We start from the raw sequence: 22,866 nt of genomic DNA, 5'->3' as shown, positions 1-22,866 counted from the left end.
GGATCCGATGCTGTGAGACCCGGAGTCCCCGCAGCTCAGGGAACCGCCACCCGCACCGCCGCCGGTATGCAGCGCACGGTGAGCGGCAGCGGCCCGAGCGGCTCACCGTCCGCGTACCCGGTGATGCCCTCCGCCACGAGTTCGACCTTGGCGGCCCGGTGCACGGTGACCTTGGGGTGGTCGAGGTGGGTGCCCTTGTAGACCCTCGGGAACACCGTGAGCAGCGTCGTACGGCTGCAGTCCCCGACGACCGTGATGTCGAACAGCCCGTCACCGAGGTCCGCGTCCGCGCAGATCTTCATGCCGCCGCCGTACGACGATCCGTTACCGACGGCCACGAGCGTCGCCTCGATCTCCTGCACCTCGCCGTCGTCGAGCGTGATCCGGTACGGGAAGGGCTTGAAAGCGGCCAGTTCGGCGAGCATGGCGAGGTCGTACTTGAAGCGCCCTGTGGGCCATCTCATGCGATTGCCGCGGTCGTTGACCCGGGAGTCGAATCCGGAGGCGAGGACGGTGCCGAACCAGGTGTCGCCCACACGCCCCAGGTCGACGTCGCGCAGCCGCGCCCCCTTGAGGGCCTCGGCGATCCCCCGCCCCGCGGCCGCGGGGTCGCGTACGGGCAGGCCAAGCGCCCTCGCGAAGTCGTTCCCCGTGCCGACGGCGACGAGGCCGAGCGGGGTGCGGGTCCCGGCGACGGCCTGCAGGGCCAGGTTCGCCATGCCGTCGCCACCGACGGCGATGAGGGCGCCGGTGCCGCCCTCGACAGCGGCACGCGCGCGCGTGAGGGCGTCTTCCGCGTTCTCCCCGAGGATCGTGCGGACGGAGAATCCCGCCGCCCGCAAAGCCGAAGCGGCCGGCTGCGCCGCGCGGGCGCCCCGGCCGCGTCCCGCGGTGGGATTGACGAAGAGGGTGATCTCGCTGGTCACGACCCTGACACTACGAGATCCGAGCGCTTCGTCAGGTCACGTCGTCATAACCGTTGACCCGGTCCGAGCTCGCCTGCTCCGGCAGTGCCCGGCTGGCCGACACGGTCTCGACCTCGCCGATGTCCTCGGGCGTGAGGTCGAGGTCGGAGGCCTCGTCGTCGGCCGGGCCCTCGGCATCGCGGCGCCGCTTGCGGCGGTCGTTGAGGAGCGAGAAGGCGACGGCACCGAAGTACAGGATCCAGATGGGTCCGGCGAGCGCCAGCATGGTCAGCGGGTCCGTGCTGGGCGTGGCAACGGCGGCGAACACTGTGATGCCCATGATCATGCCGCGCCACCAGCCGAGCATGCGCTTACCGGTGAGGATGCCCGTGAGGTTGAGCATGATCAGCAGCAGCGGCAGCTCGAAGGAGAGGCCGAAGACAAGCACCATGCGCAGGACGAGGTCGAGCAGATCGTCCAGCGGCAGCAGGTTGTTGACGTCCTTCGGCGTGAAGCCGATCAGGACCTTCGCCGTGGTGGGGAGCACCCGGTAGGCGAAGTAGGCGCCGCCGAGGAACAGCGGTGCGCCGGTGCCGACGAACGCGTAGGCGTACTTCCGCTCGTGCCGGTGCAGGCCGGGGGCGACGAAGGCCCACAGCTGGTACAGCCAGACCGGAGAGGCCAGCACTACACCGGCCATCAGGGACACCTTCAGTGCCAGTGTGAACGGCGTGAGCAGACCGTTGATGGTGATCTGCGCGCACTGCTGGGTCTTCTGATGCGAGTTCGCCAGCTGCTCGAAGGTCTGGGAACAGCCGACCGAGTCCAGCACCGGCTTGGTGATGATGTTGATGATGTCGTTGTAGAAGAAGGCGGCCACGGTCGTGACGACAACGATGGCCAGCATCGCCTTCGCGAGCCGGTTGCGGAGCTCACGAAGGTGATCCGCGAGGGGCATCCTCCCCTCGGGATCCTTCTCCTCTTTGCGGGCAGACTTGAGCAACCCACGTCCTCATCTCGTGCGGCAGGCCGGAGGTGTCCGGCCCTGCGTCAGCGCTTGGTGGTGTCCGTCGGCTCGGTGACCGGGCGCGAGCTGGTCACGTCACCGGGGGCGGCCTGGATGGTGCGCTGAGCCGGGGGCTGCTCGTCGGTGCTGGGCGGGCCCGCCGGGGCGGGCGTGCTGCCCTCGTCCTTCATCGCCTTGGCCTCGCTCTTGAGGATCCGCGCGGACTTGCCGAGGGAGCGAGCCATGTCCGGAAGCTTCTTCGCGCCGAACAGCAGGATGATGACGACGAGGATGAGAATGATCTCGGGAGCTCCGAGCCTTCCGAACATAAGTCTTTACCTTCTCACCGAGGCTGCATGGTCGGGGTGCTGTCCGATCGGCCGGACATGTGTCCGATCGTCGTGTTGACAGCGATCGTAACGCTCAGGGGTAAACGCGGGGCAATCCCTGTGCGTACTCCCAGTTCGCGACTCGCGCCTCGTTCTCCGGGCCGCGACCAGCAGCGTACCTGCCGTTGCCGCGAAGGTGACAGGGCGAAAGCCACTCAAGGCGCAACGCGCTCACGACTCACAGGGCATCCACAGAGCTCGCCGTGCTCACGGCCGCCCGCTCCAGATCCTCCGCGGCCCTGCTGATGCGGCGCGCGGAGTCGGAAACCTGTCGGCCCAAACGCTCCGCCTCCAGAAAGACACGCACGGCGAGCACGCCGAGTACGGCGATTCCCAGGAATCCCACAGCGATCGCAAACATCGGCCAGAACATGACGTCGACCCTAGAGGGTGGAGTGCAGGCGCAGGGTCCGCACCCCGCCGCCGGTGAGCAGCTCGACGATGCGCTCACCCGCGGGCTTGCGCACGGCGGCGCCGCACTCCGGGCAGGTGAAGGAGTAGAAGGTGGTGCGGCTGGAGGCTCCGATGGCGAGGCGCAGGGCGCTCGCCTTGAGCTCGAAGCCGGACCGGCAGTCGGGGCAGGCGGCCTTGAACATCACATCGACCACCCTTCTCATGCCGGTGAAGGCCGTCACCACCGACATCTCCGGGGCACCCGACGGCACACCGGTCGTCCCGGACGTGCCGGTCCGCTCCGGCGCACCGGACATCCCAGACATCGACGACGTGCTCAAAGGCCCTGCTCCTGCCTGTCGTACGGCCCGTCCTGATCCCCGTGCGGCCCGTCGAGCCCGTCGTAGGCGGCGAGCGCCTCGCGGGCCGCCTGCCGGGCGCTGTCCGCGAGGCCCTGCGGCGACACGATCCGGCCGTCGCCGCCGAGGCGCAGCGCCAGCCGGCGCAGCGACGCGGGATCGGGGGTCCGCAGAGTGATACGCAGCCCGCCGTCCGGCAGCTCATCCGCGCTGTCGTGCGGGTAGTACTCGGCGACCCAGCGCCCGCCCGGTCCGACCTCGACGACCACCTCGGGGTCCTCGACGGCCGGCTGCACCAGCCCCTCGGAGAGGTCCCGCAGCTCGATCTCGGGCGGCGCGGACGGCTCGTCCAGGATGCGGATCTCGGCGACCCGGTCGAGCCGGAAGGTGCGGCGCGCCTCGGAGCGGCGGCACCAGGCCTCCACGTACGTGTGCCCGACGCTGACCAGGCGGATCGGGTCGATCTCGCGCTCGGTGAGCTCGTCGCGCGAGGGCGAGTAGTAGCGGATCCACAGCCGGCGCCGCTCGGAGATCGCCCGGTCGACGTCCGCGAAGACCCCGCCCTCGGACTCGAAGGTCACCGAAAGCCGGGAGCTGGCGCCCGCCGCCTCGCCCGAGGCGGTCTCCACCTTGGCGGTGGCGCGCAGCAGCGCCTGCCGGTCGCCCTCGCGAAGGCCGGGCAGCGTGGACACCGCGCGGGCGGCCACCAGCAGCGCGGTCGCCTCGTCGGCGGCGATGCGCAGGGGCTCCGCGACATCGTCCGGGTTGTGCCACCAGATCCGGTCGCCGTCGGTGTCGATGTCGAGCAGATCACCGCCGCGGAAGCTGGTGCCGCACAGCGGCAGCACGTCGAGGTCGGAGATCAGCTCGTCCTCGGTGATCCCGAAGGCCCGGGCGACGTCGCCGACGCGCGCGCCGGGCCGCTCGCGCAGATAGGTCACCAGGGAGAGCATTCGCCGGGTCTGGTCGATCGCGTTCGTGGGCCTGGCCGGTTTTCCTACCACTTTCTTACGTTCCCCCTCAGCCCTTGGCCACGGCGCGCAGCCGGTCCACGACGTCGGCCCGCAGCTCGGCGGGCTCCAGGACCACCACGTCGGGCCCGAACTCCACAAGCCAGGCGTCCAGGCCGTGCCCGTACGGAATCTCCAACTCGTCCCAGCCGTCGCCCAGTTCCCGTACGGAGACGGCCTTGGCCCGCAGCGGGTAGCCCGAGCCGCTGCGCAGCCGGATCCGCGCGGAGCGGTCGGCGATCTCCCCCGCCCAGCCCGCGACGGTCTCGCGCACGGTGACGACGTCGGGCACCTCGGCCGTGTACCGCCCGGCGCGGGTGCGGACCTTGCCGGTGATCCGGGAGAGCCTGAAGACGCGCTCGGCGCCGCGGTCGCGGTCCCAGCCGGCCAGGTACCAGTGGCCGCGCCAGCACTCCAGGGCCCACGGCTCGACGTGCCGGGTCTCGGGGTGCGCGGCGGTGGCCTTGCGGTAGTCGAAGATGACGGGGCGGCGGTCGCGGCAGGCGAGCATCAGCGGTTCGAAGGCCGCCTCGTGCACGGGGATGTGCGGCTCCAGGGCGCCATGGGCCTCGTACGGGTCCACGTCCTCGGGCAGGCCCGCGGCGCGCAGCTTCTGCAGGGCACCGCTCGCCGCGCCGGCGAGGCGGGCCTGCTGCCAGACCTTGGCGGCGAGACCGAGAGCGGCGGCCTCCTCGGCGTCGAGCGTGATGGGTGGCAGCCGGTTGCTGTCGCGGCGGGCGAGATAGCCGACCTCGCCGTCGAGGTTCTCCACCGTCTCGATGACCAGGCCGAGTTCGCGCAGATCGTCCTTGTCGCGCTCGAACATCCGGTTGAAGGAGTCGTCCGAGCCCGCCTCCAGATAGGCCTCGATGGACTCTCGCAGCTCGCGCTTGCTGAGCGGCCGCCGCGTCCCGAGCAGACACAGCGCCAGGTTCATCAGCCGCTCGGCCTTGGCAATGGCCATCGACGCCCTTCCCTATGGTGCTTCCGACCGATGACCGTACCGCTCCGGAGTGTCGCGGCAAAAGCCGAGGGCCCATGCCCGGACAGGCATGGGCCCCAGGTGATCGAGTCCGGTCAGACCCTGATCACACGGCGTACGAGGATCGGACCGAAGTCCGGCCCTCATGAGGATCGGACCGGAACCCGATCGCGGCGACGGATCAGACCGAGACCAGGTCGCAGACGAAGATCAGCGTCTCGCCGGGGGCGATACGGCCGCCGGCGCCGCGGTCGCCGTACGCGAGGTGCGCGGGGATGATCAGCTGGCGGCGGCCGCCGACCTTCATGCCCTGCACGCCCTGGTCCCAGCCGCTGATGACCTGGCCGACGCCGAGCTGGAACTCGAGCGGGGTACCGCGGTTCCAGGAGGCGTCGAACTCCTCGCCGGTGGAGAAGGCTACGCCCACGTAGTGGACCTTGACGAAGTCGCCGGCCTTGGCGACCGAGCCGTCGCCTTCCCAGATGTCCTTGATCTCGAGGTCCGCCGGGGGCTCGCCGCCCGGGAAGTCGATCTCGGGCTTGTCGATGCTCACTTCATTACTCCTTGTTGCACGGCCTGCGTCCCGGACAGTCTCACAGACTCTGTGGTCAGACCGTGCCGAGGATATCGACCACGAAGACGAGAGTGTTCTTGGCCAGCTCGCTGCTGGGGTTGGCGCCGTAGCCGAGGGACGGCGGGATCACCAGCAGGACGCGGTCGCCCACGTTCTTGCCGACGAGGCCCTTGTCCCAGCCGGCCACCACGGAGCCGGTGCCGATCTGGAAGGCGGTGGCGCCACCGTGGTCCCAGGAGGAGTCGAACTGCTTGCCGTCCTCCCACTTCACCCCGGTGTACTGGGCGATGAGGCCCTGGCCGGCCTCCACCTTCTTGCCGGTGCCCTTGATCAGCACCTGCTCCTTGAGGTCCTTGGGCGCCTTGGTGTCCTTGGGGATGGTGATGGTCGCCGCCTTGGGCGCCGGGGCCGACACCGTGGGCATGCCGGGGTCGGGTGCCGCCTGCGTCCCCTTGACATAGGCCTTGGCGTCGACGCCGGCGGAGCCGACCGCGTCGACCACCCAGATCAGCACATCCTTGGCGGTGATGCCGGAGGAGGTGTTCAGTCCCGCGCCGATCAGGTCGCCCGCGGTGCCCTGCACCAGGATCCGGCTGCCCGTCTTCTGCCCCTTCACGGCGTCCAGGACCTTGGCGGGCAGCTGCTGGCTCTGCTTGCCGATCTGGTCGACGGACTGCTGCCGCGGCGTAGTGGAGCCGGCGGTCGCCGAAGCCCAGGTGCCGCCCAGTGCCTGGTTGCTCCCCCACTTCTCGACGGTCCAGTCCAGGCGGACGAAGTCGGAGGCCTTGATCACGGCTCCGCTGCCCGTCGAGACCGTCTTGACCACGGTCTTGTCGGACGGCTTCCCGCTCTTGGGCACGGAGATCTCGGGCTTGGCCCCGAACTCCCCCTTGACCTGAGCGACGCCCGCCGACGCCTCGCTGTCACTCTTGTCGTCCGATCCGCACGACGCGGCGGTGAACAACAGGGCGGGAACGGCCAGCAGCGCCACGGCACGTCGTTTCACGTTGTAGTTCATCAGTCCAACTGGGAGTCGGGGGTGGGGGCAATGGCCGCCACTCTACGACCTACGTGCGCCCCGTACGGTCTGACGCGAGACACGCCGTCGCCCGGACCGGTGACCGGTCCGGGCGACTGTCAGCCCTGAGCGACCCTCGGACGGACCGTCAGGAGGCCGTCTTCGCCGACAGCGGGCGGAGCTTGCGAAGGAACTCCGTCCGGTTCATCCGGTCGGCGGGCCCCCCGTCGTACGCACCGCGCGCGTAGGTGGCGTCGACGACCGTGTCGCCGGCTTCCCGGTAGAGGAAGTTGGGTGTGATGGCCGGTCCGCTCTCCGAGTCCACGGCCGTGTACTCGCTGCCGAAGACGACCAGCGAAGTGCCCTTCGCGAACGTCTTCTTGGCCGGGGCCTCCTCGATCGCGTACTGGACCCCGTCGGCGGTGCCGCCCATGGACCGTACGACGACCTCGGCGCCCTTCTTCAGCGCGCCCTTGTGGACCGTGTCGACCCTGACGACGACGGGCGTGTACACGACCTCGAACTTCGTTCCGTCGTCGAGCACGTCCGTGGCGTGCACATCGGGACGCCGGTCCACGACCGTGCCCTCGAAGACGTTCTCGTTCATCGGGAACGCGATCGCGGCCTCGGGGCTGCTGTCGACGGCGTACGGGTGTCCCTCGATGACCCGCACGGCCTTGGTGCCGGACTTCCTCGCCGTGCCGTCGTGCTGCCCACCGGTGGACCCGGCGCACGCCGAAGCGCCGAGGGCGAGCAGGGCGAGAGCGGCCGAGGCACGCACCAGGGCGCGCGGCCTCACTGTGCGAACTGCACTCATTTCTGCTTCCCCCGTCAGTAGATGGCCCGGACGCCGGCTATGTCGTCGCTGTTCAGAGCACGCCGGGTCCCGGTGTTGATGGTCGTCATGACGGACCCCTTCTCCGCGGACGTGTACGCGGAGCCGTCCGTGCACGGGTCCGGCCACGGGTGGGCGAGGCCGGTGAAGTGACCGACTTCGTGCACGACGACGGTCTGCACGTCCGCCTTGCCCCGGCCGATGTCCTGACTGGCGTTCACCCAGCTGAAGCGGTTGGAGAGGTACAGCGTCCCGCCGTTGTGCGTGCTGCCCGACACCTGGGTGGCTGCGTATCCGGGCGCGCTGCCCATGAGGCTGGTGTAGCTGTAGGAGGCGCGGAAGGCGTAGATCAGCCAGCCGCCGGTGTAGACGGGCGAGTTGTAACGCAGCGCGGACGCACTGCGGTTCCACTGCTTGAGGCCGCCGTTGAGGCCGTTCCTCAGCCCGCTGGGGAACGTGGTGTTGGCGCCGATGGTCTTCGCGGTGGAGGCGCTGTTCCACTTCGTCATGCCACTGCGGCAGTACGCCGAGGCGGGCGAGGCGGTCACTCCCACCAGGGCTGTCGCGATCACGGTTCCCGCTGTGGCGAGAACGAGCGCCGAGCGTCCCTTTGTCTTGACAGAGCGCAAAATGAGCCCCCGGTTTGTGTTGATGCTTCGAGCGCGGAAAGTCCCTGGCCAGGGGAGTCCGCAGCGATATCGACGAGCTGGTCATGGCCATGCCGACCGCTCGAAGCTAACAGCTGGCAAAGGAGGCGGACCCGGATTTCCCGCCGGGACAGCACGCCCGACCGGGGCCCGATCGCCCCGAATTCCGGTGCGTCGCGCACGGCCGCCCGATTGCGTGTGATAAAGGATCATCGACGAACAGCGACCGTTTCACAGTGATTTGTGACGACAGATGGCCGCGGATGCTCCTAGGAATGAATGATTCCGCCCATACTGCCCCACACGGGGAACCGTGACATCTCTCTCACCGCTCCGGACACACCGTGGGCGACAGCCGGCGCCACGGCAGCAAAGACGCCCGGTGCCCGGAGGTGTCACCACCTCCGGGCACCGGGCGTGCAGGGCCGGCCCGCCCACGAGCGGGCCGGTTCCGGTCACATACCGGCGATCAGCTTCTCCACCCGGTCGTCGACGGAACGGAACGGGTCCTTGCACAACACGGTGCGCTGCGCCTGGTCGTTCAGCTTCAGATGGACCCAGTCGACGGTGAAGTCGCGGCGCTGCTCCTGAGCGCGCCGGATGAAGTCGCCGCGCAGCCGCGCCCGAGTGGTCTGGGGCGGCACGGACTTGCCCTCGAAGATCTTCAGGTCGTTGCAGATCCGGGTGGCCTGCCCCTTCCTCTCCAGCAGGTAGTACAGGCCACGGCGACGGTGGATGTCGTGGTAGGCGAGGTCTATCTGCGCGACCCGCGGGTGCGACATCGTCATGTTGTGCTTGGCGCGGTACCGCTCGATGAGCTTGTACTTCATGACCCAGTCGATCTCGGTGCCGATCCGGTCGAGGTCCTCGGCCTCGATCGCGTCGAGCGTGCGGCCCCACAGCTCGAGGACCTGCTCGACGGTGCCGGTGCGGATGCCGCGGCGCTCGCAGAAGTCCACGGCCTTCTCGTAGTATTCGCGCTGCACTTCGAGGGCGGAGGCCTCCCGGCCGCTGGCCAGGCGCACCTTGCGGCGGCCCGTGATGTCGTGGCTGACCTCGCGGATCGCCCGGATCGGGTTCTCCAGGGTGAGGTCGCGCATGACCGTGCCCGCCTCGATCATGCGCAGTACCAGGTCGGTGGCGCCGACCTTGAGGAGCATGGTCGTCTCGGACATGTTCGAGTCGCCGACGATGACGTGCAGCCGGCGGTAGCGCTCGGCGTCGGCGTGCGGCTCGTCCCGCGTGTTGATGATGGGCCGGGAGCGGGTCGTCGCGGAGCTGACGCCCTCCCAGATGTGCTCGGCGCGCTGGCTGACGCAGTACACGGCGCCGCGCGGCGTCTGCAGCACCTTGCCGGCACCGCACAGGAGCTGCCTGGTGACGAGGAACGGAATGAGGATGTCCGCGAGTCGGGAGAACTCCCCGTGCCGGGCCACCAGATAGTTCTCGTGGCACCCGTAGGAGTTGCCCGCCGAGTCGGTGTTGTTCTTGAACAGGTAGACGTCGCCCGCGATTCCTTCCTCGTGCAGGCGTCGTTCGGCGTCCACCAGGAGTCCTTCGAGAATGCGCTCGCCGGCCTTGTCGTGGGTGACCAGTTCCGTCACGTTGTCACATTCGGGTGTCGCGTATTCCGGATGTGATCCCACGTCGAGATAGAGGCGGGCACCGTTCCGCAGAAAGACATTGCTGCTGCGGCCCCATGACACGACACGGCGGAAGAGGTACCGCGCCACCTCGTCGGGAGACAGGCGGCGCTGTCCCCTGAACGTACACGTGACGCCGTACTCGTTCTCCAGCCCGAAAATGCGGCGGTCCATGACTGAACATTACGCCCGATCCCCTGAGCTGAAACGGGGTTCGACGGCACGGTTTGGATCATTTTCCGATGAAGCCGCAACCACCGCACCCTTCCCGGGAGCTGCGAGGACCCGCCCCGTGGCCAGCAGAACCACCAGTGCGGCGGAGCCCGCGGCCCCCGGCACGGCGAAGCCCCACACCGCCCCGCCCCACTCGACTACAGGGCCCGCGACGCCCGTTCCGACGGACGCTCCCACGGTGAACGTCGTCACAAGCCAGGAGAACGCCTCGGTGACGGTGCCGCGCGGCGCGTGCCGGTCGACGAGGACGAAGGCACAGGCGATGCACGGCGCCAGGAAGACTCCGGCGAGCGTGGTGAGCGCCGTCATGGCGACCGGGCCGGGCACCAGCGTCAGCGGCACGTAACACACCGCCAGAAGCGCGACGAGCACCCGCAGTCGCCGCTCGGGCGCGCCGCCCCACTGCCGCATGCCGTACACCGTGCCACCGATGAGCGCGCCGAGGCCGATGCCCGCCATCAGCCAGCCGTACACCGCGTCCCCGCCGTGACTGTCGGCGTACGACACCGCGGCGACCGTGATGGAGCCCAGCGCGATCCCCACGAAAAGGAACGCGCCGAGCAGGGCCAGCAGCCCGGCCGAGCGCAGCGCGCCGAGCCAGTGGGCCTCGCGCGGGGCCGAGCGCCACGCGCGCGAGGGCGGCGAGACGACTACGGAGAGGGCGCCCAGGACACCGATGACGTTCAGGACGAGCAGCGCGGCCTGCGCGGACCAGAGCCACACACACAGCGTCACGAGCAGCGGCCCGACCGTGAACATGACTTCCTGGGCCACCGCGTCCATGGCGTAGGCGGTGTGCACCTGGTCCTCCTTGCGGAGGACGGAGGGCCACAGCGCACGCAGGCCGCCCTCCAGGGGCGGGGTGAAGAGCCCGGCGACGGCCATCGACACGTACGCCGGCGGCAGTGGGTCCGTACCCGCGAATGCGAAGACGGTCATCCCCAGGGCCGAGACGAGCGCGGCCGGCAGCTGGACGCGCGGCTGCCCGTAGAGGTCCACGAGCCGCCCGAGCAGCGGCTGGCCCACGGCATTGGCCACCCCGTAGACGGCGGCCAGTGCGCCGGCCAGGCTGTACGTGCCGCCCTCCGCGCGAATGAAGAGCACGACGGCGATGGCGGCGGTGGCGTTGGGCAACCGCCCTATGAGCGTGCCGACGAGCAGCCGTGCGGCGTGCCTCGCCCTGAGGATCTCCAGGTATCCCGCAGCCATGTCCCGCCTTCTCTCGGAAGCACCCCAGCCGACCCGGCGACTCAAGTTTTACGTATAACGCCCTCTGTCATACGTACCATGTGCGCAGTCCGCGAGTCCAGACGAGGGAGCAGGTCGACGGTGGCACGAGGTAGCGCGCGCCCTACGAGCCGGGACGTCGCCCAGGCCGCCGGGGTGTCCCAGGCCGCCGTCTCGCTGGTGCTCGGCGAGAAGTGGCGCGGCCGGGTCTCCGAGGCCACGGCGGAGCGCGTCCGGGAGGCCGCCCAGGAGCTCGGCTACCGCCCGAACCTGGCCGCCCGCAACCTGCGCCTGGGCCGCACCCGTACGGTCCTCCTGGTGGTCCCCGCGCTCACCACGGAGTTCTTCGCGGGCGTCTACACGGGCGCGGCCCGCGTCGCCGCCGAGCACGGCTTCGGCGTGGTCCTGTACCCCTCCCCCGAGGGCATCGGCCCCGCCCGCAACCCGTTCGGATCGGCGACGGCCGCCCTCGACGGCGTGATCGCCTCCTCCATGGCCGCGGACGCCCTCACAGCGATCCGCGGCGACCAGCTCCCCCTGGTCATGCTCGACAGCGACCCGGAGGGCAGCCTGGGCGCGGCCACGGTCAATCTCGACATCAGGGACGGCGTACGGCAGGTCGCCGAGCACCTCCTCACCCTGGGGCACCGGCGCTTCCTGCACCTGGCCGCCGACATCGCCTCCTGGACCTTCGAGGTGCGGGCCCGCGAACTCGCCACCCGCCTCGCCGGCGTCCCGGGCACAGACCTCCGCACGGCCCGCGCCCCCATCTCCATCGACGACGCCCTCGCCGCCGCGGCAGGCGCCCTGTCCGCACCCGGCCCCCGCCCCACCGCCCTGGTCTGCGACGACGACAAGCTCGCGGCCGGCGCCTACAAGGCAGCCCGCCGCCTGGGCCTGCACATCCCCGCCGACATCTCCATCACCGGCCTGGACGACCTGGCCCTGGCCCGAGCCATCGACCCCGAACTGACCACCGTCCGCCTCGACGCCGAGCTCTTCGGCGAACGCGGCATGCAAGCCCTCCTGGCCGTCCTGGACGCCCGCACACCCCCACAGGGCGACATCCCGGTCGAACTGGTCGTACGGGGCTCCACGGCCCCACCACGCCCCCCTCGGCCCCGCGACTAGGGCGTGCCTCTTAGGTCGGGTGGTCAGTTGATCGGACACGCCTGTCCGATCAGCGCTCCAGCCGCTTAATACTCCAGCCGCATTCGTGACCTGTCATGGGTGAGGCGGTGAGGGCGGGCAGGTTGGCGGGGGCGTTTACGGCTGGAAGTACTCCGACATCAGGCGGCTGACCCATTCCGGCTGCTTGATGTTCACCGCGCGGAACTCCGGGTGTTGCGCTGCTTGTATGCCTCGGACCGGGGACGGTGGTGGGTCCCCGGCCCCCACACACCCGAGGTCGGCGACGCACGGAAGGGGCCGTGCCGGTACATCGAATGCCTGCATCCGGACGGATCCCAAAGAGACAGCACCCTTGCGACCACAGCCGATCCGTTCGGATGCGGGCGGATGTACCGGCGCGGCCCCGACCCGCAACGGCGGCACACGAACCCACCCACCCACCGGCAGGCACCCCCGGCCCGCAGCCAACCCCGAAACGCCACGCGCGCCCCGGCCGATGCAAGGCCGGGGCGCACGATGGGCAAGGCGAAGGCGACGGTCACTCCTCGTCGTCGGAGTCCTCGGCCTCCGTGGCGGTTTCCGCGCCACCCGCCTCCAGCAGGCGGTCCAGCTGCCGCCCGCCGATCCGCTTGAACTTCCGCTGCTGCGGCCGCGTCCGGTCCAGCACCGCAACCTCCAGGCGCTCCGCGGGAATCTCCCGCTCACCACCGTTCGGCTCCCGCGACAGCGACTGCACGGCCAGCTTCAGCGCCTCCGCCAGCGACATCCCGTCCTGGTGCCGCTGATCCAGATAGCTACTGATCTGCTCGGCATTGCCGCCGACCGCGACCGAACCGTGCTCATCCACGATCGACCCGTCGTGCGGCAGCCGGTAGATCTGGTCACCCTCGGGGGTCTCCCCCACCTCGGCGACGACCAGCTCCACCTCGTACGGCTTCTCGGCCGCCGAGGAGAAAATCGTGCCCAGAGTCTGGGCGTACACATTGGCGAGACCCCGAGCGGTCACGTCATCACGGTCATAGGTGTAACCACGGAGATCGGCGTAACGCACACCACCGATCCGCAGGTTCTCGTACTCGTTGTATTTACCGGCGGCCGCAAAGCCGATCCGGTCATAGATCTCGCTGAACTTGTGCAGTGCACGGGACGGGTTCTCACCGACGAACACGATGCCGTCGGCATACTGCAGCACGACCAGGCTGCGGCCGCGGGCGATGCCCTTGCGGGCGTACTCGGCCCGGTCGGCCATGGCCTGCTGGGGTGAGACATAGAACGGCGTCGACACCGGTTATCCGTCCCTTTCTGTCGAAGTCACTGGATCACCTTGGTAAAAGGGCCGGACTCAGAGCAGCGCGGCCCGCGGACCGTCGGGCTGCTCAAGGCGCCGCTCCAGGATCGAGCGGGCGATCTCGGAGGACTCCTCGTCCGTGACACGACGGAATCCCTCTTCGGTGATCACGGTGACGATCGGGTAGATCCGGCGGGCGACATCGGGGCCACCGGTCGCCGAGTCGTCGTCGGCCGCGTCATACAGGGCCTGGACGACGAGGGTCGTGGCCTGTTGTTCGGTCAGGTCGTTGCTGTAGAGCTTCTTCATGGCGCCGCGTGCGAAGAGCGAGCCGGAGCCCGTGGCCGCGTAGCCGTGCTCCTCGGAGCGGCCGCCGGTGACGTCGTAGGAGAAGATGCGGCCCTTGCCGCGGTCCACGTCGAACCCGGCGAAGAGCGGCACCACGGCGAGGCCCTGCATGGCCATGCCGAGGTTGGAACGGATCATCGTGGAGAGGCGGTTCGCCTTGCCCTCCAGGGAGAGCGTGGCGCCCTCCACCTTCTCGAAGTGCTCCAGCTCCAGCTGGAAGAGCTTCACCATCTCGACGGCCAGGCCCGCCGTACCCGCGATGCCCACCGCCGAGTACTCGTCGGCCGGGAAGACCTTCTCGATGTCGCGCTGAGCGATGACATTCCCCATGGTGGCCCGCCGGTCACCGGCGAGCACCACGCCATCGGGGAACGTGACGGCGACGATGGTCGTGCCGTGCGGGGCCTCGATCACGCCCTGGACGGGCGGCAGCTGCCGCTTGCCCGGGAGCATTTCCGGCTGGTGCTCGGACAGGAAGTCCATGAAGGACGACGACCCAGGCGTCAGGAAGGCAGCCGGTAGACGCCCGGTGCTACGAGTGTTGGCTTCCACGAGGATCCTTCCAATCAGGCGGCAGCCCGACGATGAGCGTCGGGATCTTCTCCCAACTTGCCGATGGCCGAATTGCAGTTGCAGCACAGTACGCCACGGACCCTACCCGTCTCGTGGCAGTGATCCACATGATCTGCAGGAGCTTTCAGGCAGATCACGCGGAGCCGCATTTGCGAGGCGTCACGTTCGGCTTCGGTGATGCCGAACGGGCGCTTCAGGTGTGGTCTCGCCGCAGGTGCGCGCGAAGGCTGCTCGGGGCTTGTAGTCCTTGCACCGCGAGCAGCGCTTCACGCCCACTTCTTCCGACACTCAAAGCCCCCGTCGCACCTGAACCTTCGAATCGAAGGAAAAGGCGACCTATTGCCCACCCTTCTGGACGAAGCTTCGAACGAAGTCCTCTGCGTTCTCCTCCAGGACATCGTCGATCTCGTCCAAAACCGAGTCGACGTCGTCGCTCAGCTTCTCCTGGCGCTCCTTGAGGTCGTCGGATACCTGCGCGTCTTGCGCCTGCTCCTCGACCTCCTCGGTGGAACGCGTTGCCTTCTGCTGTCCGCCGCCGGTGTCCTTGGTCGCCATAACCCTCACCCCGCTCGGTTCGACGTTCTTGATCAGACCCTACAAGCAGGGTCCGACATCGGCCCCGCAGTTGCTACAACGTACGGGGGCCACCTCGATGATTCCCGGACGTCGCCCTTTTCCACCCCGAACGCCCCTTGCGCTCGGCAGGCCGCTCAGCCGCCCGACAGAACCCTGACCAGGTCCTCGGCCGTACGGCAGCGGTCGAGGAGCTCCTTGACGTGATTACGCGTTCCGCGAAGCGGCTCCAGGGTTGGAACGCGCTGGAGCGAGTCCCGGCCGGGCAGATCGAAGATCACCGAGTCCCAGGAAGCCGCCGCCACGTCGTCCGCGTACTGCTCCAGGCAGCGCCCGCGGAAGTACGCGCGCGTGTCCTCCGGCGGCTTGGTGCGGGCCCGGTCGACGTCCGCCTCGTCCAGGAGGCGCTTCATCTTGCCGCGCGCCGCGAGACGGTTGTAGAGGCCCTTCTCGGCCCGTACATCGGCGTACTGGAGGTCGACCAGGTGCAGCCGGGCGGCGTCCCAGTCGAGGCTGTCACGGCGCCGGTAGCCTTCCATGAGCTCCCGCTTGGCGACCCAGTCGAGCTCTCCGGAGAGGCTCATCGGATCGTTCTCCAGGCGGTTCAGGGTGTCCTCCCAGCGCAGCAGGACGTCCTTGGTCTGCTCGTCGGCGTCGGCCCCGAACCGTTCCTCCACGTACTTGCGCGAGAGCTCGAAGTACTCCATCTGGAGTTGCACAGCCGTCAGCGTGCGCCCACTACGGAGCGTGACGAGTCGCTTCAGCGTGGGGTCGTGAGAGACCTGGTGCAGGGTGCGTACGGGCTGGTCGACGGCCAGGTCGACAGCGATGAAGCCGTCCTCGATCATGGACAGGACCAGCGCCGTGGTGCCCAGCTTCAGATAGGTCGAGATCTCGGAGAGGTTCGCGTCGCCGATGATCACGTGCAGCCGGCGGTACTTCTCGGCGTCCGCGTGCGGCTCGTCACGCGTGTTGATGATCGGGCGCTTCAGGGTGGTCTCCAGGCCCACCTCGACCTCGAAGTAGTCGGCGCGCTGGCTGAGCTGGAAGCCGTGCTCGTGCCCGTCCTGACCGATACCGACGCGGCCCGCTCCGGTGACGACCTGGCGTGAGACGAAGAACGGCGTGAGGTGGCGCACGATGTCCGAGAAGGGGGTCTCCCGCTTCATCAGGTAGTTCTCGTGCGTGCCGTACGAGGCGCCCTTGTTGTCGGTGTTGTTCTTGTAGAGGTGGATCGGCTGGGCGCCGGGGAGCTGGGCCGCGCGCTCCGCGGCCTCCGCCATGATGCGCTCGCCGGCCTTGTCCCACAGGACGGCGTCCCACGGGTTGGTGACCTCCGGGGCGCTGTACTCCGGGTGTGCGTGGTCGACGTACAGTCGCGCGCCATTGGTGAGGATGACATTGGCGAGGCCGATGTCCTCGTCGGTGAGCTGGCTGGCGTCGGCGGCCTCGCGGGCGAGGTCGAAGCCTCGCGCGTCCCGCAGCGGGTTCTCCTCCTCGAAGTCCCAGCGGGCGCGGCGCGCCCGGTGCATCGCCGCCGCGTACGCGTTGACGATCTGGGACGAGGTGAGCATGGCATTGGCGTTGGGGTGGCCGGGGACGGAGATCCCGTACTCCGTCTCGATGCCCATTACTCGCCGTACGGTCATGCGGCCCTCCTTGCCCGGCGGCGCCCTCGGTCGGGGACGCTGCTCAAGTACCGCTGGTGCTCCGGTGCGTGTGCGGTGCCCGTCCCCGCAACGCGCGACTCGGCGGTACGAAAGAGCCTAGAACGCCTTTGCGCTGGTGGGGAGATCATTTGCGTCATTGCTCTGCTCCAGCCGTGACCCGGAAAACAGTCGGCTGCGGGTACCCGGTGAGGGCACCCGCAGCCGCCCTGTCTTTTACAGGTACTGACCGGTGTTCGCCACCGTGTCGATGGAGCGTCCGGTGTCCGCGCCCTGCTTTCCGGTCACCAGGGTACGGATGTACACGATCCGTTCGCCCTTCTTGCCGGAGATGCGGGCCCAGTCGTCCGGGTTGGTGGTGTTCGGCAGGTCCTCGTTCTCCTTGAACTCATCCACGCAGGCCTGGAGGAGGTGGGAGACCCGAAGGCCCTTCTGGTTCTGTTCGAGGAAGGCCTTGATGGCCGCCTTCTTGGCGCGGCCGACGATGTTCTCGATCATGGCGCCGGAGTTGAAGTCCTTGAAGTACAGGACTTCCTTGTCACCGTTGGCGTAGGTGACCTCAAGGAAGCGGTTCTCCTCGGACTCGGCGTACATCTGCTCCACGGCGTTCTGGATCATGCCGTGGACAGTGGCCGACCGGTCTCCGCCGTGCTCTCCGAGGTCGTCGGAGTGCAGCGGGAGGCGCTCGGTGAGGTACTTCGCGAAGATGTCCTTCGCAGCCTCGGCATCCGGGCGCTCGATCTTGATCTTCACATCGAGGCGTCCGGGGCGCAGGATCGCGGGGTCGATCATGTCCTCACGGTTCGAGGCACCGATCACGACCACGTTCTCCAGGCCCTCCACGCCGTCGATCTCGGCGAGCAGCTGGGGGACGATGGTGTTCTCCACGTCCGAGCTGACGCCCGATCCACGGGTGCGGAACAGGGACTCCATCTCGTCGAAGAAGACGATGACGGGGGTGCCCTCGCTGGCCTTCTCACGCGCACGCTGGAAGACCAGGCGGATCTGCCGCTCGGTCTCACCGACGTACTTGTTCAGGAGCTCGGGGCCCTTGATGTTGAGGAAGAAGCTCTTGCCCGCGGCCTGGCCGGTCACCTCGGCGACCTTCTTGGCCAGCGAGTTGGCGACCGCCTTGGCGATGAGCGTCTTGCCGCATCCGGGAGGCCCGTACAGCAGCACACCCTTGGGCGGCCGCAGTTCGTGCTCCTTGAAGAGGTCGGGGTAGAGGTAAGGGAGCTCGACCGCGTCGCGGATCATCTCGATCTGGTTGCCCAGGCCGCCGATCTGCTCGTAGCCGATGTCCGGGACCTCTTCGAGGACGAGCTCCTCGACCTCGCTCTTCGGAACAACTTCGTAGACATAGCCGGAACGGGGTTCAAGAAGCAGGGCGTCGCCGGGGCGGATGGTGACGTCCAGCAGCGGCTCGGCGAGCCGTACCACCCGTTCCTCGTCGGTGTGCCCCACCACGAGGGCGCGCTCGCCGTCCTCGAGGATCTCCTTGAGGGTGACGATGTCGCCGACGCTCTCGTACTCCATGGCCTCGACCACGTTGAGGGCTTCGTTGAGCATCACTTCCTGGCCACGCCTGAGCTCCTCGAGCTCCACGCTGGGGCTGACGTTCACCCGGAGCTTGCGGCCCCCGGTGAAGATGTCCGCCGTGCCGTCCTCGTTCGCCATGAGGAAAACACCGAAGCCTGCCGGCGGCTGTGCGAGCCGGTCGACCTCTTCCTTGAGGGCCACGATCTGGTCGCGGGCCTCACGGAGCGTGTTGGCGAGCCGCTCGTTCTGTGCGGATACGCCGGCCAGGTTGGTCTGCAGCTCGACGATCCGCTCTTCGAGAATCCTCGTGTGACGCGGAGAGTCGGCGAGCTTGCGTCGCAGGACGGCGATCTCCTGCTCAAGGTAGGCAATCTGCCCGGCGGGGTCATCGGACCCTCGTCCCGGGCGGATGCCGCGGTTCATGTCGTCGTCGTGGGCTGCCACGGTCCTCACCTCCTCCAAGGGGAGCTGGACGCTTCCAGACCCTACCTGGGTGGGTGTCGATTGAAACCCCTAGATCACAAAGACTGTCGGGGTGTGTCCGATCTTCACCCTTGCGCTCTCCCTCACGCCAGGGGAATACCCATCCAACATGATTGGGAAGCGGACGGAGGTAGGGTCGAAGTGTTCAACACCCGTCAGAGCTGGCCCGATTCCCCAGTCTTCGGATCGCTCGGCGCAGGAAATGGCAGGAGAAATGACCGTGCAGCAGGAGGCCGCAGTCGACGGCGAGGCACTCGAGGTCTGGATCGATCAGGATCTCTGTACCGGCGACGGGATCTGCGCCCAGTATGCGCCCGAGGTCTTTGAGCTGGACATCGACGGTCTGGCCTATGTGAAGAGCCCCGGCGACGAGCTGTTGCAGGCCCCGGGCGCCACAACGCCCGTACCGCTACCGCTTCTGCGCGATGTGACGGACTCCGCGAAGGAATGCCCGGGCGACTGCATCCATGTGCGTCGGGTTTCGGACAAGGTCGAGGTCTACGGCCCTGACGCGGAGTGACTTGAAAGGTACTCCGCGTCACTGACTGTCTGTTTCCTCACACCCTCCGCTGCGCGGAGGGTGTTTTCCTATGTTCCGGACGTCCGAAGGTGTGCTCACACACTCCGTGCTTCGGAGGGGGTCGAGCGGACGAACACGTCGCCCTTCCACTGCCACTTGGCGCGGTCCTTCACGTCCGGACAGCAACTCGGTACGTCGGACGAGGAGTAGCCGAGCAACGTGGCGGTGACGGCTGCGTCGCGCAGCGCGAAGTCCGTGACGCTCAGGCGGTCCTTGGGATCGACCAGAGTCGCGACGACGCGGGGTTTCCTCGCGCCTTCGGCCTGAGTGAGAACGTAGACGCCGTTGGGCGGGGTGCCCGAGCCCGCGTCGCAGCGGACGACGGCCACGGTCTCCGGGCGGCCGTCGCCGTCGAGGTCTCCGGAGGCCTTCTTCTGTACGAGGACCTTGGTGGGCCCGCACTCGATCGGGAAGTCGACACCGGCGGGGTCGGGAGCCGCAACGGCCGCCGCCGACTTCGCCTGGGGGCCGGGCTGGGCCGCCCGCGCCGGGTCGGGCTGCAGGACGGAGGACAGCGCGACGACTCCGGCGATGGCGGTGGCCGTGGCGACCCACTGGATGGGGCTGGTGTGCGTGTGTGCCAGTTCCGGGACGGCGGATTGCTGCACTAGGAGTGTCTCCTGTGAGGGCTGTGCCGGTGGGGGTGTCCCGCATGGTGCCACACGTCACAGTGCGGCGGAACGGCGGGGTCCGGACTTCTGGCGCCGCGTCAACAGAAAAGGGCTGCGGCCGAGTTCCCGGGCGATTTCGGGAACTCGGCCACATTTGTGGTGCGTTGGGTACGTCGGCGACATGTGCGCGCCGGATGCGTCAGCGGGCGGCGCCGCCGTCGGCGTTGGGGCCGGCGTAGTCCTCGCCGTACGCGCCCTTGGCGGGGCGGCGGCGGCGCATGGGCGGCTCGACGCCGTCCGCGAGGCGGCGGGCGGTGAGCAGGAAGCCGGTGTGGCCGATCATCCGGTGGTCCGGACGGACGGCCAGGCCTTCGATGTGCCAGTTGCGGATCATCGACTCCCAGGCGGTCGGCTCGTTGAAGCAGCCGATCTCGCGGATGGACTCGACGGTCCGCGCGAGCTGCGTGGTGGTCGCGACGTAGCAGCACAGGATGCCGCCCGGGACGAGCGCCTTGGAGACGGCCTCCAGGCACTCCCACGGGGCGAGCATGTCGAGGATGACACGGTCGACGTCGGTGTCGCTCAGGTTGTCCTGGAGGTCGCCGACGGTGAGCTGCCAGGCGGGGTGCGGGCCGCCGAAGTAGCGCTCCACGTTCTGCTGGGCGATCTCTGCGAAGTCCTCGCGGCGCTCGTAGGAGTGCAGCATTCCCTGGTCACCGATGGCGCGCAGCAGGAAGCTGCTGAGCGAGCCGGAGCCGACGCCCGCCTCCACGACGCGTGCGCCGGGGAAGATGTCGGCGAAGGCCAGGATCTGCCCCGCGTCCTTGGGGTAGACCACGGCGGCGCCGCGGGGCATGGACAGGACGTAGTCGGGGAGCAGGGGGCGCAGCGCGAGATAGGCGACGTTCCCCGTGGTGCGGACAACGCTGCCCTCGGGAGCGCCGATCAGCTCGTCGTGCGGGAAGGAACCCTTGTGGGTGTGGAAGTTCTTCCCCGCTTCGAGCGTGAACGTGTAGTGGCGGCCCTTGGGGTCGGTCAGCTGAACCTGGTCCCCGACCTTGAAGGGCCCGCGCCTGCGGGCGGCACCGGTCGGTTCGGACATGTGACCAGCCTACCGGCAGCCGAAGGGGCCGCCGACCACTAGGAGGGGCGGGCCATCGCCTTCACGAAAGCGCGCTCCACGTCGGCCGCGGACAGGACTCCGTAGATCTCGCCGGACTCCTCCACCACCAGGTACTCGGTGGCCGGCGTCGCGCGCAGGACGTCCAGGAGGTCCTCGCCCGCGAGCTCGGCGGAGACGCGCATGCCGTCGGTGAGGTCCTGGGCGAGGCCGCTCACCGCGACCCAGGGGCGGCGGTGCTCCGGTACGCCGACGATGGCGGCCTCCCGGACGAGCGAGAGCGGTTCGCCGTCGGCGTCGACCACGACCAGGGCGCGGGCGCCGGCGTCGTTGGCGCGGCGCAGGGCCTCCGAGAGCGGGGTGTCCGTCTCGACCGGGACCGCGCGCCGGGTGAGCGAGCGGGCGCGCAGCTCCGGCAGGTGTTCGCGCAGCCGGGCCATCCGGAGGCTGTTGCCGGCGCCGGTCCAGATGATCGCGGCGAGGATGGCGGCCAGCAGGGCGTCCGTGACGGTGTCCATGCCGCCGATGTTGTCCGGGGTGTCGCCGAGTGCTCCGGACTGGGTGAGCAGGGGCAGCCCGATCAGTACGGAGACGGCGAGGGCGCGGCCGACCCAGGCGGCGGCGATCGTCCCGCTCATCGGCCTGCCGGTGATCTTCCAGACGACGGCGCGGAGCATACGGCCGCCGTCGAGGGGCAGTCCGGGCAGCAGGTTGAAGGCGGCCACGATGAGGTTGGAGATCATCAGGCCGGCCAGCAGGACGCCCGGCACGGTGCCCGGTTCGACGGTCTGCATGGCGAGATAGAAGAGGCCGGACAGGATGAGCGAGAGCAGCGGGCCGACGAAGGCCAGCACGAACTCTCGGCCCGGGGTCTCGGCCTCCTTCTCGATCTCCGAGACGCCGCCGAAGAACTGCAGTTGGATCCGGCGCACCGGCAGCTTGAAGCGCAGGGCGGCGACGGTGTGGGCCAGCTCGTGGACGAGTACGGAGGCGTAGAAGGCCACCGCGAAGAAGAGGGAGACCAGGTAACGTGCGGCGCCGAGGTCCGGCAGCACACGGTCCAGCTGACCGCCGAACACCCAGGTGATCAGCGCGGCCACGAGGAACCAGCTGGGCGCTACATATACGGGTACGCCGAAGGGCCGCCCCATGAGCAGCCCACCACCGGGCTCCCTGCCGCGCCGCGGCGGCCGTCCCTTGCCGCTGCCGGAATGGGCCAGGGTCCGCGCGGACTCGGGTCCCGGCGGCTGGGGGGCGGCCTGCACCAGGGTGTCCTCGGCGGCACCGGTGTCGGAGGGGGAGCCGTCCGGGCGACCCGTGTGCGCCTCGGGTTCGTTCGAGGCGTCGGTGGCGGTCTCGGCCTCTCCCCCGGACCGGGCCTCGTCCGAGGCGTCGGGGTCGGCATCGGACCGGGGCTCGGGTTCACCGGTGGGCGCCGGCCCGGTGGGGCGATCGTGCCGGGCCGGTCCGGGGCGCGCGGTGTCCGCGGCCGGGCCCGTGGAGCCCTGGGGCCCCTGGTGGCGCTCGGTCGCTTCATCGGTACCGGACCGCGGCTGCCCGCTCCCGCCGCTCTCGTCCACGATGTCCCCTCGTTCGAAGCGTCTCCCGCCCCGATCATGCGGAGCAGGAGGGTCTGTGGTCGATGGTATGCGGCCGTCGTGATGCGTTCCGCCCCGGCACCCCCTCCGTTTTCCCCGCCGTCGCCCGGCCTGCGGCTGGGTCACTGTCAGT

General features: G+C 69.0%; 23 protein-coding genes and 1 pseudogene. 2 read left to right on the top strand and 22 right to left on the bottom strand.

The features are described from left to right. Positions 1-35: 35 nt before the first annotated feature. From ACZ4RZ_RS14765 to ACZ4RZ_RS14705, 13 genes are all read right to left on the bottom strand, one after another. Positions 36-926 carry a diacylglycerol kinase gene (locus tag ACZ4RZ_RS14765; RefSeq protein WP_467744680.1) on the bottom strand — a complete coding sequence of 297 codons (891 nt, stop codon included), beginning with the start codon at positions 924-926 and terminating at the stop codon, positions 36-38. A gap of 31 nt (positions 927-957) precedes the next feature. Then, positions 958-1,863, bottom strand: coding sequence for a twin-arginine translocase subunit TatC (gene tatC, locus ACZ4RZ_RS14760; protein ID WP_467744678.1), 906 nt, complete (start codon positions 1,861-1,863; stop codon positions 958-960). A gap of 92 nt (positions 1,864-1,955) precedes the next feature. Then, entirely contained in the window at positions 1,956-2,240 is a 285-nt protein-coding gene (tatA, locus tag ACZ4RZ_RS14755) for a Sec-independent protein translocase subunit TatA (protein WP_101406111.1), read from the bottom strand. Between the two features lie 238 nt (positions 2,241-2,478). Further along, positions 2,479-2,673 (bottom strand): hypothetical protein, encoded by a 195-nt coding sequence (locus ACZ4RZ_RS14750; RefSeq protein ID WP_369245378.1) that lies wholly within the window; start codon positions 2,671-2,673, stop codon positions 2,479-2,481. Positions 2,674-2,683: 10 nt separating this feature from the next. Next, positions 2,684-3,010, bottom strand: a complete 327-nt coding sequence (locus ACZ4RZ_RS14745) for a hypothetical protein (protein ID WP_467744675.1) — start codon at positions 3,008-3,010, stop codon at positions 2,684-2,686. A gap of 20 nt (positions 3,011-3,030) precedes the next feature. Further along, a complete protein-coding gene (locus ACZ4RZ_RS14740; RefSeq protein WP_467744674.1) occupies positions 3,031-4,056 on the bottom strand; it encodes a helix-turn-helix transcriptional regulator in 1,026 nt (341 codons plus the stop codon). Positions 4,057-4,072: 16 nt separating this feature from the next. Beyond that, a complete protein-coding gene (locus tag ACZ4RZ_RS14735) occupies positions 4,073-5,026 on the bottom strand; it encodes a helix-turn-helix transcriptional regulator (RefSeq protein ID WP_467744673.1) in 954 nt (317 codons plus the stop codon). 199 nt (positions 5,027-5,225) lie between these two features. Next, a complete protein-coding gene (locus tag ACZ4RZ_RS14730) occupies positions 5,226-5,597 on the bottom strand; it encodes an FKBP-type peptidyl-prolyl cis-trans isomerase (RefSeq protein ID WP_467744672.1) in 372 nt (123 codons plus the stop codon). Between the two features lie 55 nt (positions 5,598-5,652). Further along, entirely contained in the window at positions 5,653-6,636 is a 984-nt protein-coding gene (locus ACZ4RZ_RS14725) for an FKBP-type peptidyl-prolyl cis-trans isomerase (RefSeq protein ID WP_467744670.1), read from the bottom strand. A gap of 148 nt (positions 6,637-6,784) precedes the next feature. Continuing rightward, positions 6,785-7,453, bottom strand: coding sequence for a hypothetical protein (locus ACZ4RZ_RS14720; protein WP_467744669.1), 669 nt, complete (start codon positions 7,451-7,453; stop codon positions 6,785-6,787). A gap of 14 nt (positions 7,454-7,467) precedes the next feature. Further along, on the bottom strand, positions 7,468-8,043 hold the full coding sequence (locus ACZ4RZ_RS14715) for a matrixin family metalloprotease (RefSeq protein ID WP_467744667.1): 576 nt from the start codon (positions 8,041-8,043) through the stop codon (positions 7,468-7,470). A gap of 530 nt (positions 8,044-8,573) precedes the next feature. After that, a complete protein-coding gene (gene pafA / locus ACZ4RZ_RS14710; protein ID WP_340382033.1) occupies positions 8,574-9,935 on the bottom strand; it encodes a Pup--protein ligase in 1,362 nt (453 codons plus the stop codon). Between the two features lie 9 nt (positions 9,936-9,944). Further along, the gene (locus tag ACZ4RZ_RS14705) at positions 9,945-11,204 is read right to left on the bottom strand and encodes an MFS transporter (RefSeq protein WP_467744665.1); all 1,260 of its coding nucleotides are present in this window, start codon (positions 11,202-11,204) and stop codon (positions 9,945-9,947) included. Positions 11,205-11,324: 120 nt separating this feature from the next. On the opposite strand from ACZ4RZ_RS14705, the gene ACZ4RZ_RS14700 reads away from it, so the two are divergent. Next, positions 11,325-12,353 carry a LacI family DNA-binding transcriptional regulator gene (locus tag ACZ4RZ_RS14700; protein ID WP_467744663.1) on the top strand — a complete coding sequence of 343 codons (1,029 nt, stop codon included), beginning with the start codon at positions 11,325-11,327 and terminating at the stop codon, positions 12,351-12,353. A gap of 538 nt (positions 12,354-12,891) precedes the next feature. Here ACZ4RZ_RS14700 and prcA read toward each other — a convergent pair. From prcA to arc, 6 genes and pseudogenes are all read right to left on the bottom strand, one after another. After that, positions 12,892-13,638 (bottom strand): proteasome subunit alpha, encoded by a 747-nt coding sequence (gene prcA, locus ACZ4RZ_RS14695; protein ID WP_467744661.1) that lies wholly within the window; start codon positions 13,636-13,638, stop codon positions 12,892-12,894. Between the two features lie 57 nt (positions 13,639-13,695). Beyond that, a complete protein-coding gene (gene prcB, locus ACZ4RZ_RS14690) occupies positions 13,696-14,541 on the bottom strand; it encodes a proteasome subunit beta (protein WP_467744659.1) in 846 nt (281 codons plus the stop codon). Next, positions 14,493-14,762, bottom strand: a pseudogene (locus tag ACZ4RZ_RS14685) (endonuclease VII domain-containing protein); the annotation flags it as partial. The gene prcB and the pseudogene ACZ4RZ_RS14685, both read right to left, overlap by 49 nt. A gap of 136 nt (positions 14,763-14,898) precedes the next feature. Beyond that, positions 14,899-15,117 carry a ubiquitin-like protein Pup gene (locus tag ACZ4RZ_RS14680; RefSeq protein WP_060902297.1) on the bottom strand — a complete coding sequence of 73 codons (219 nt, stop codon included), beginning with the start codon at positions 15,115-15,117 and terminating at the stop codon, positions 14,899-14,901. A gap of 155 nt (positions 15,118-15,272) precedes the next feature. Next, positions 15,273-16,784 (bottom strand): depupylase/deamidase Dop, encoded by a 1,512-nt coding sequence (gene dop / locus ACZ4RZ_RS14675; protein ID WP_369245387.1) that lies wholly within the window; start codon positions 16,782-16,784, stop codon positions 15,273-15,275. A 234-nt stretch (positions 16,785-17,018) separates the two neighbouring features. Next, positions 17,019-18,785: a proteasome ATPase gene (gene arc, locus ACZ4RZ_RS14670; protein WP_467744656.1), complete on the bottom strand. Its 1,767-nt coding sequence runs from the start codon at positions 18,783-18,785 to the stop codon at positions 17,019-17,021. A gap of 253 nt (positions 18,786-19,038) precedes the next feature. On the opposite strand from arc, the gene ACZ4RZ_RS14665 reads away from it, so the two are divergent. Continuing rightward, on the top strand, positions 19,039-19,344 hold the full coding sequence (locus ACZ4RZ_RS14665) for a ferredoxin (protein WP_467744654.1): 306 nt from the start codon (positions 19,039-19,041) through the stop codon (positions 19,342-19,344). A gap of 95 nt (positions 19,345-19,439) precedes the next feature. Here ACZ4RZ_RS14665 and ACZ4RZ_RS14660 read toward each other — a convergent pair whose 3' ends face one another. From ACZ4RZ_RS14660 to ACZ4RZ_RS14650, 3 genes are all read right to left on the bottom strand, one after another. Further along, positions 19,440-20,012: a hypothetical protein gene (locus tag ACZ4RZ_RS14660; RefSeq protein ID WP_467744652.1), complete on the bottom strand. Its 573-nt coding sequence runs from the start codon at positions 20,010-20,012 to the stop codon at positions 19,440-19,442. A gap of 202 nt (positions 20,013-20,214) precedes the next feature. After that, positions 20,215-21,117, bottom strand: a complete 903-nt coding sequence (locus ACZ4RZ_RS14655) for a tRNA (adenine-N1)-methyltransferase (protein WP_028801621.1) — start codon at positions 21,115-21,117, stop codon at positions 20,215-20,217. Positions 21,118-21,155: 38 nt separating this feature from the next. After that, complete coding sequence (locus ACZ4RZ_RS14650; protein WP_467744650.1) at positions 21,156-22,715, bottom strand: site-2 protease family protein; 1,560 nt, start codon at positions 22,713-22,715, stop codon at positions 21,156-21,158. Positions 22,716-22,866: the final 151 nt, after the last annotated feature.

This window comes from Streptomyces sp. NPDC027189 (assembly GCF_055566975.1).
This window is presented reverse-complemented; position numbering and strand designations above follow the sequence as displayed.